Raw genomic sequence first — 9,002 nt, 5'->3', positions numbered from 1 at the left:
TAGCGAAGGCTGGCAGTCGGTCCGGGAGTGGGGACACCGATGGCTTCGCCTGCGACTACGAGTTCTACGCGGCGATTGCTCTGGCGGCCGCCCGAGTTGTCGTTCGACGCTACGGGCGACGCGTTGCCGAAGCCGCGGGCGCTCACGGAGTCAGTTGCCACGCCTTGATGCACCAGGTAATCGCGCACCACATTGGCGCGGTTTTCGGAGAGCGACAGGTTGCGGTCGTCGCTGCCGACGTTATCGGTATAGCCGCCCACTTCAGTCTTGAGGCTCGGGTAAGAGATGAGGATTCCAGCAATCTTGGCCAGCTTCTCACGAGCGCCCGGGTTGAGTGAGAACTTTCCCGTATCGAACAGCACGTCGGACATGTTGACAATGAGTCCGCGCGCGCTGTCGCGGGTCTGCAGGATCTGGTTGAGACGGGCTTCGAGTTGGGCGCGAAGAACTGCCTTCTCGCTTTCAGCATGGTGCTCGCTTTCCTCGGCAACTTGAGCAACTGCGCGGGACTGATCGGCGGCTGCATTTGCCGCGTTCACTTGCGCGGTGGAAGATGCCTGGCTGGCTGCCATATCAGCCTGAGACTTGGCGGCGTCTGCTTCTGCCCTTGTCGAACTGGCCTGGGCGGCGACCATGCCGGCCTGGGATGCTGAGGCATCGGCCTGGGCAGCGGCCATATTTGCCTGCGATCGGGCCGCGTCACTTTCCGCCTTAACCCGGGCGGCCTCGGCTGCCGCATTGTCAGACTGCGCCAGCGCCGTATCCGACTCGGCCTTCAACTTCTGGGCTTGGGCGATGGAATTTTCCGACTGCGCCTGGGCGTTCGCGGCCTGAGCCAGGTCATTGTTTGCCTGTGCCATATTCTTCTGCCGCGTAGCTTCCTGAGTCTGCGCTTGCGAACGAGCAAGCGCGGTGGCGGAGCTCTGGCGTTCTCCGTTGCGAGTCGCTTCATCCAGATTCTTCACGGCGATGGCGCGCGCGTCTTCCGCCGTCTGCACGGTTTCACGCGATGTAGCAATCAGTTCTTTTTTGGAAGAATGCTTTTCCGTGGCGTACTTGTCCGCTGTGTCCATGAGTTGGACGGCGTGTTGATAGCTGTCGCTGGCATATCGCTCCGCCCCTTCCGACTGAGCAATGCGAAGAGCGTTGCGTGCTTCCATGAATTCGAGGGGAAGTTTTGCATCGAGGACTACGGGATCGAATTTATAGCCGGTGGGAATGTACCCGCCACGACCCATCAGCTCGTATTTGGCGTTCACCGCCTCGCTGATCCCCTTGGTATCGGAACGCACTACATTTTCAAGAACCACGACGTCGCTCGGCTGACGAACCGCGTAATACGGTTCGGCCGTGACGACCAGGGCAAATGCCTGGAGGTCCGTGGTGACGCGAAGCTTGCTGCGATGGTTGCCGCCCACCAGAACTTCACCGAGATTGACCGCCCTGCCCTCAGGCGAGATGGCCCACAGAACGTAAGTGAGGTACTCGGCTCCAAACGCGGTGGGCTTCTGGAGCTCACCGAATTCAGCTTCGATGGCGATGGAGCCGCGCTGGCTTTTTACCTCGGCGACGCCGTTCGCGGACGGCATGATTGCCGTGCCGGCGAAGTCAATTTTGGTTTCGCCGCCGTGATGCTGATAATTAACCGCCTGCACTGTACGCGTGGTCATGTGGACCGCGAATAGCGAGGCGGAACCGTTACTGTTTTCTGGCATGGCGCCCTGAGCGTTCGCGTAGCACGAGGCACTCAAGCCAACCGCAATTCCAAAACCAAACAAGAGCTTAGTATTCACAACTTCTCCTGCAGGCAGGTGACCTGCCCGGCGGGTTGAACGAAGTGATTGAGTTTTAATAGACGCTGTTCCCTGCGGGCGTCTGACTTGAGCGGAAGAGATGCGCTGTCTAGCCGATATGTATCCTGGCGAAGGAGTGGAAGACGCCGAAGATATCGAGGAGCCACAGCACTACGCAGATCACGACGACGCCGTTGAGGATTGACTTGATACTGCTCTGCATGGGGATGAAGCGATTCACAAGCCAGAGCAAGACACCGACAACGATGAGCGTGATGACGAGATGGAGAAGCGACATAGTGTTCTCATTTCCTGCAGGCCTCCCGGCGACCACATGACAAACTCGATGCGCGGGCGGGAGTGTTGATTCAGGGGCACGTGGGAAGCTAGTTCGCGTCGGCTACGGCGCTGGCGTGAGCAGTCCGGGCGATGGTCCGGAGAAATGCCTGGGTAGACTGCGGGGCGTGAACTTTGCCGGCCAGGGTGGAGCGGAACGAGCGGTTGCCCCCGTAGATGGCGCGGGTGGAGTCCTTATCCTGTTCAACGACGGCGCCGTCCAGTGCGATACCGGCGAATACGCCCTTGGAGCGCGAGTAGGTGAGGATCTCGGAATCCATCTTCCAGTCAGTGCCGGCAGAGGCGTGGCGGCCAACCGGTCCGGCTGAAGCGGAGGCATCTGCACCCACCTTGAATTTGCTCGAGAGCATGTGCTGCAGGCCATTGTCGTTCATGACCAGCATGATGACATCAACGCCTTCCACGCCGATTTGCAATCCCCAGCTTCCACCGCCAAGGGAGACGAAGGCCGGCGCGCTCCATCCCTCCGTGGTGCGGCAGGATGCGACGCCACGGCCGTGCTCTCCTCCGATTACGAATCCACCCTTGACGAGATGGGGAATCACCACGATGCATTTTGCATTGCTGAGAACTTCTTCAGGGATGCCCTTATCGGGTGTATTGACCATCGCAGTCAGCGTGTCGGACGCCATGCCGAGACGCTCTATCGAATCCTGATGACCGGAGGCTGCGGACAGGTTTGCTGCTGTCAGCGCGAGGGCGCCGACCACTAAAAGAGAAGTGACCTTCATGAGTTTTCCTTTTGGAGGGCGTAGCTAAGGAGGGACAGATGTCAGGTGGGCTGACTTAGCGCAGAAACCAAGAGGGAGAGGACAACCTTACTCTTCTCCAAAATGATAATAACATGGATAGAGTCCAGGATGTAACATATATCTAATAATATCAACTAGTTGCTACTTATCCCGAATGCGGCGAAACGCTACTTAGATGCCGATTTGCCTTCAGTAGTTATCCAAGGCAATTACTCGGAAGATAGTTCACGCTCCGGGTTGCTGTTAACACCCCAAAGGTACTTGTTGGAACCGTTGCCATTGTTGAAAGAACCCGCCGTTCAGGCGAGCAGGCCCGGACAGCCTCGCGAAGGATGTGCGGAGCTGGTCTAAACTCTGGTTGCAATACGACCATCGCGCGAGAACGACCACTGGCGCGCCAGAGGGAACTGTGGGGTGAAAACTTTTACGATCGACGTCAAAACTTTCATCCTGACGCTCACCCCTCAGCTCCTCCTCCCTCCTACTACCCTAGAGGTACGTAAAAGGAATCAACTGCATCCGGAAGTCGACCCGCAGCTCATGCAGCGGTAGCAACTACCGTTGCGCACCATGATGGCGCCGCACACTCCGCAGCTCGGTGCATCGCCCATGTCATACATGTCGCGCATGGCATCGGCGGCGTGATAGATGCCGCGATCCTTGAGCTCCGGCACCGCCGCAGTTTGTCCCGACGCGCGCAGTTCAGGCGCAATGCCGCCGGCCGGCGCCGCTGTCGTTCCCATGCCGGGCAGGGTTGATTGTCCGCTCACCTCGTTCAGCTTGCGGGCCACCTCTTCCGCCAGGCGCGCCAGTTGATCCTGAGGCATCGCACGTTCCTCTTCCAGCTCCGCCACGCTCAAAATGGTGGGCGACGCCGGTAGTTGCGGCGCCTGCGGAGCCAGCCCCGCAAACAGCGTCAACTGCGTGCCTGAAAGGAAGCGCAGATTGAGCCAGCGGAAGATGTAATCCATCAGGCTCTTCGCATAGCCAATCTGCTCGTTCCCCGTCCATCCACTGGGCTCAAAGCGCGTGTGCGCAAACTTCTCGCACAGCACGCGCAGCGGAACACCATGCTGCAGAGCGAGCGAAACCGCGGTGGCGAACGAATCCATTAGGCCGGAAACCGTGGACCCTTCCTTCGCCATCTTGATGAAGATCTCGCCCGCCTGCCCGGTGGGATATAGACCCACGGTGATGTAGCCCTCGTGCCCCGCGATGGAGAACTTGTGCGTGACCGACGCGCGCTCTTCCTGCAAACGATGCCGCACAGCGCGCGGCGGAGCATTCAGATCCTGGTGCTGCTCATGCACGGGCGCATGCATCGGCGGTGGTGTGGCCTTGATCACTGGAACAGCCGCAGCTTTGGCAATTTCGTCCAACGACCTCTGGAACGCCGACGCCGCCGCAATCACCTGTTTCGCCGTGATTTCCAGCTTCTCGCCGATCTTGGCTTCGAGCGCCTTCACGTCGGCTTCGGGCGCCGCATGGCCGGCAGCCATGTTGGTCAAAACGCGCGCCGCCACCACCTCCAGAGCCGAGGGCTCCTTCTTGGCATCGAGACTGGTGTTGAGTGGCTGTGTACCCTTGGAACCGTCGCGGTAGATGGCCACTGCCTTGATGCCGCGGCGCCAGCTCTCGGCGTACGCTTCGGCCACATCTTCCACCGTAGCCTCATTGGGCAGGTTAACCGTCTTCGAGATCGCGCCCGACAGGAAAGGCTGCGTCGCGGACATCATCTTGATGTGACCCATGTACTGAATCGACCGCGTGCCCTTCGCAGGTTTAAACGAGCAGTCGAACACCCCCAAATGCTCGGCCTTGATGCCGGGCGCGCCTTCGATCGTGCCCGTCGCGTCAATGTAGCTCACAATCGCATTTACCTGGTCGTCGGTGTATCCGAGCTTGAACAGCGCGGCCGGCACCGTGTTGTTCACGATCTTGATCATCCCGCCCCCGACAAGCTTCTTGTACTTCACCAGCGCCAGATCAGGCTCGATGCCCGTGGTGTCGCAATCCATCATGAAGCCGATGGTCCCCGTTGGTGCCAGCACCGTGACCTGCGAGTTGCGATAGCCATGGCGTTCGCCATAAAGCAGCGCCATGTCCCACGATTCGCGGCTCGCATCCAGCAACTGCTCAAGCTGCGGCACCACGAACGGCTCGCTCGCATATTTCGAACGGCCGATATTGTTCACCTCGGCGCGATGCATGCGGATCACATCCAGGAACGGCTCGCGATTCACGTAGAAGCCGGGGCAAGCGCCACCCTGCCGTTCCACAGAAGCAGTGAGGTTGGTGGCAGACGCCAGAGGCTTGCACGAGCCCGCAATGATGGCGGACTGCAGATAGGACTGCCCGCACATGATGGCGGTGAGCGCCGCAGCCAGGTCGCGTCCAGCTTCCGAGTCATAGGGAATGCCGAAGGCCATCAGCAGCGCGCCCAGATTGGCGTAGCCCAGACCGAGGGGCCGGTAGTCATGCGAATTCTTCGCGATGGACTCCGTGGGATACCCTGAGTTGTCGACGAGGATCTCCATGGCCGTAATCATCACGGAGACCGCATGCCGGTAGGCCTGAATATCGAACTGGCCCGCCGCGTTCACAAACTTCAGCAGGTTGAAGCTGGCCAGGTTGCAGGCCGAGTTATCCAGGAACATGTACTCGGAGCAGGGATTCGACGCATTGATGCGCGCCGTGTTCTTGCTCGTGTGCCAGCGGTTGATAGTGGTGTCAAACTGCAATCCCGGGTCGCCGCACTCCCACGTGGCCTTGGCGATCTTCTGCATGATGGCGCGCGCCTTGTAAGTGTTGACGGGCCTTCCATCTTTCACGGCACGCGTCTGGAACTCGCCGTCGGCCTCGTACGCCCGCATGAACTCATCGCTCACGCGCACCGAGTTGTTCGCGTTCTGGAAGAAGATGGAGGAATAGGCCTCGGAGTCCGGGCCCGATCCGTCATACCCGGCGCGAATCAACGCGAATGCCTTGGCCTCTTCCTTGGCCTTGCAATCGATAAAGTCCACAATGTCCGGATGATCCACGTTGAGGATCACCATCTTGGCCGCGCGCCGGGTCTTCCCGCCGGACTTGATGACGCCCGCGAAGGCGTCGAAGCCGCGCATGAAGCTCAGCGGCCCTGAAGCTTCGCCTCCGCCGGAGAGCAGTTCCTTCGATCCGCGAATCGGCGACAGATTGGTGCCCGTTCCCGATCCCCACTTGAACAGCATGCCCTCCGTCTTCGCCAGCGTCAGGATTGCGTCCAGCGAGTCCTCCACGGCATTGATGAAACACGCGGAGCATTGCGGATTCTTATAGCCCGTAGACTCGAACTTCACGCACCCAGTCGCCGGATCCCAGTGCCAGCTCGCCCCGTCCGATTTGGGCTCCAGCCGGTCGCACCCCACGTTGAACCACACCGGCGAGTTGAACGCCACCTTCTGCGTGAGCAGCATGTGGGCCAGCTCGTCGTAGAACACGGCCGCGTCCTCGGCCGTCATGAAGTAGCCGCCCGCATACCCCCAGTCCCGCACCGTTTCGGCCACGCGCTGCACCAGTTGCCGCACGCCGGTCTCGCGCTCCGGCGTTCCCATCTGCCCGTGCAGGTACTTCGAGGCCACAATGTTCGTGGCCGTCATCGACCAGTCAAACGGCACTTCCACGTCCTTCTGCTCGAAGATCGTGTTGCCCTTGCTGTCGGTAATGGATGCGGTGCGCTTCTCCCACTGCACCTCGTCATAGGGCGAAATGCCGGGGCGGGTGAAGCGGCGCGTAAAGCGCAAGCCGCCGTGGCTGGAGTGGCTGGTGTAAGCGGAAGTGGAGGTGTGCAGCTGGGCCTCGTTCATGGGGGGTGTCTCCTTGGTGGGCAGAAAAAACTGAAATGCCTAAAACTCAGCTCGGGGGGTCAGCCCGAAAAAGTGAATAGAAAAGGGTGTCGTGTCAGACAGATCCAAGGCAAAAAGCCGTGCTTGCAATGTGATTCAGTGTGCGGGCTGCCGGCACCCTTTAGCGGCCTTGTGCCGCCTGATCTTCGTAGTCCCGGTTCATCGTGCGTTTACAGCCGCAGATGAAAAAATACCGCTGTCCTTGGTGCATGTCAATACGAAGCCACAATATATTGTGTTTTGATTGCGATTCGGGAACTCGGGCTCAAAAGTCCAGCGTTCGCCCTGTGGAAAGCGCCAAACGTCGCGTCAGGAGCGGAATTCCGGTCACTGGCTCGCCCGTTCTGACGGTGCCCTCTCTCTCCGATCCAACCCAAGGGCAAACTCAAGCCTATGCCCCGCCGCATCTCCGAACAAGGACGCAAACCGGTGGAAATGCAAGGCTTGCCTGTGCAGATGTGGACAACTGGGGCGAAATCTCGATTTTTAGCCTGAGTGCCCTCGCGCAAAGTGGAGGTCGCCGTCCTCGTGATAGCGTGCCCTCAGCCATGAATAAGAAGCTCACATCGCAGACACGACCCTTCGTCCTCCTCCTGCTGGCTTTTGTGTGCGCAGGGGTGGCGCACCCGCAGACGCCGGATTTCAAATCGGGAGTCGGGCCCTCGCTGATGGAAAAGGCAAAGGCCGGCGACCGAGACGCTGAATTTCAGGTGGGACTGGCCTACGATACGGGCAAGGACGTGGTTCAAGATCTGGCGCAGGCAGCCTCCTGGTACCAGAAGGCTGCGGACAAGGGCCATGCGCGGGCGCAGCACAATCTGGGAGTTCTCTACGAATTTGGCGAGGGCGTGACGCGGGATTATGCACGCGCGGCTGCACTGTACCGTCAATCGGCGGAGCAGGGTTTTGCTTTGTCCCAGTTTTCTCTGGGTCTCTGTTATGCGCACGGAGACGGCGTTTCGCAGGATTACGCCCAGGCTCTGGCCTGGTACCAGAAGGCCGCGGATCAGGGACTTCCCGGCGCCATGGTCAACCTCGCGCTCTTGTACATCCAGGGCCAGGGTGTGGCGAAAGATGAGGTCAAGGCGTGGAACCTGATTCATCGGGCCGCGGAACTCGGCGACGGCAGTTCGCAGTTGCAGATCGCCATGGACTATGAGGACGGCAAGCACGGCCTGGCGCCGGATCACGCGCTCGCCAGGGAATGGCTCCGCAAATCGGCGGAGCAGGGGTATGTGCCCGCGGAGTTTGACCTGGCCATGATGCTGAACGACAGCCCGCGCGAAATGTATTACTGGCTGGGGCTGGTGGTGCCGCACCTCAAGGGGGACAATCTAATCAAAACCGTCGAAGTACGCAAAAAGGCCGCCGCCAAGCTGCTGCCTGACGAGGTGGCCCAGATCGACTCCAGCGTCGACAAGCGGCTGAAGCAGCAGGCGGCTCAGCAGTAGAGAAGGGCGCGCCCTGCTACCCTGAACTCCATGCCCCGCAAAGACCTGACCAACTGGACGCCCCGGTCCTTGCCCCGTCGCGAGCCCATGGAGGGCCGCACGGTGCGCCTTGAGCCCCTCGATGCTGCACGCCACGCCGCGCCGCTCTGGCAAGCCTTGAACGGGCACGACGACGTATGGCAGTGGATGTTCGACGGGCCTTACGGCACTGAGGCGGAGCTTACCGCCGCAATCGAGCGCAAGCAATCGGCCGTGGACCAGATTTTCTACGCGATTGTGCCGGCCGGATCAGGGCACGCGGCAGGGTACGCCAGCTACCTCCGCATGGAACCCGCACACGGGGTCATCGAAGTCGGCAACATCCAGCTCTCCCCGGCTCTGCAGCGCACCACCGCGGCCACGGAGGCCATGTTCCTGATGGCGCGGCACGTTTTTGAGGACCTCGGCTATCGGCGTTACGAGTGGAAGTGCAATGCCCTCAATCAGCCAAGCCGCGCCGCCGCCCAGCGCCTTGGCTTTGCATTTGAGGGGGTCTTCCGGCAGCACATGATCATCAAGGGGCAGAATCGCGACACGGCATGGTTTGCTATGGTGGACCAGGAGTGGCCTGCGCAACGGGCCCGCTTTGAGGCATGGCTCGACGCCGAAAACTTCGACGGAGAGGGCCGGCAGCGGCTGCCTCTGGCGAGCTTCACGGGGTAACTGAGCGCCTCAGGGCTTGCTTGCCGGGGCCGGGCCGCACAGGCGCCGGCCGCGGCCAACGACGCA

6 protein-coding genes are annotated in these 9,002 nt (G+C 60.6%); 2 read left to right on the top strand and 4 right to left on the bottom strand.

The genetic code is table 11. The features are described from left to right. From VGL22_RS12285 to VGL22_RS12270, 4 genes are all read right to left on the bottom strand, one after another. Positions 1 to 1,670, bottom strand: a 1,670-nt coding sequence (locus tag VGL22_RS12285; RefSeq protein ID WP_465267222.1) for an OmpA family protein, incomplete at its 3' end; no start/stop codon positions are given. Positions 1,671 to 1,902: 232 nt separating this feature from the next. Further along, entirely contained in the window at positions 1,903 to 2,091 is a 189-nt protein-coding gene (locus VGL22_RS12280) for a Thivi_2564 family membrane protein (RefSeq protein WP_465267221.1), read from the bottom strand. An 88-nt stretch (positions 2,092 to 2,179) separates the two neighbouring features. After that, positions 2,180 to 2,881: a lipid-binding SYLF domain-containing protein gene (locus tag VGL22_RS12275; RefSeq protein WP_465267220.1), complete on the bottom strand. Its 702-nt coding sequence runs from the start codon at positions 2,879 to 2,881 to the stop codon at positions 2,180 to 2,182. A gap of 530 nt (positions 2,882 to 3,411) precedes the next feature. After that, on the bottom strand, positions 3,412 to 6,744 hold the full coding sequence (locus VGL22_RS12270) for a vitamin B12-dependent ribonucleotide reductase (RefSeq protein WP_465267219.1): 3,333 nt from the start codon (positions 6,742 to 6,744) through the stop codon (positions 3,412 to 3,414). 587 nt (positions 6,745 to 7,331) lie between these two features. On the opposite strand from VGL22_RS12270, the gene VGL22_RS12265 reads away from it, so the two are divergent. After that, on the top strand, positions 7,332 to 8,234 hold the full coding sequence (locus tag VGL22_RS12265) for a tetratricopeptide repeat protein (RefSeq protein ID WP_465267218.1): 903 nt from the start codon (positions 7,332 to 7,334) through the stop codon (positions 8,232 to 8,234). 30 nt (positions 8,235 to 8,264) lie between these two features. Further along, the gene (locus tag VGL22_RS12260) at positions 8,265 to 8,936 is read left to right on the top strand and encodes a GNAT family N-acetyltransferase (protein ID WP_465267217.1); all 672 of its coding nucleotides are present in this window, start codon (positions 8,265 to 8,267) and stop codon (positions 8,934 to 8,936) included. Positions 8,937 to 9,002 lie beyond the last annotated feature (66 nt).

The organism is Occallatibacter sp. (assembly GCF_036502485.1).
Classification (GTDB): Bacteria; Acidobacteriota; Terriglobia; order Terriglobales; family Acidobacteriaceae; genus Telmatobacter.
The sequence above is the reverse complement of the archived record's forward strand: the minus strand, read 5'-3'. Positions and strand labels throughout refer to the sequence as shown.

What these genes read in the sequence shown, in the direction of transcription:
- VGL22_RS12280 (WP_465267221.1), bottom strand. Translation starts at nt 2,091, where the DNA reads ATGTCGCTTCTCCATCTCGTCATCACGCTCATCGTTGTCGGTGTCTTG.
- VGL22_RS12275 (WP_465267220.1), bottom strand. Translation starts at nt 2,881, where the DNA reads ATGAAGGTCACTTCTCTTTTAGTGGTCGGCGCCCTCGCGCTGACAGCA.
- VGL22_RS12270 (WP_465267219.1), bottom strand. Translation starts at nt 6,744, where the DNA reads ATGAACGAGGCCCAGCTGCACACCTCCACTTCCGCTTACACCAGCCAC.
- VGL22_RS12265 (WP_465267218.1), top strand. Translation starts at nt 7,332, where the DNA reads ATGAATAAGAAGCTCACATCGCAGACACGACCCTTCGTCCTCCTCCTG.
- VGL22_RS12260 (WP_465267217.1), top strand. Translation starts at nt 8,265, where the DNA reads ATGCCCCGCAAAGACCTGACCAACTGGACGCCCCGGTCCTTGCCCCGT.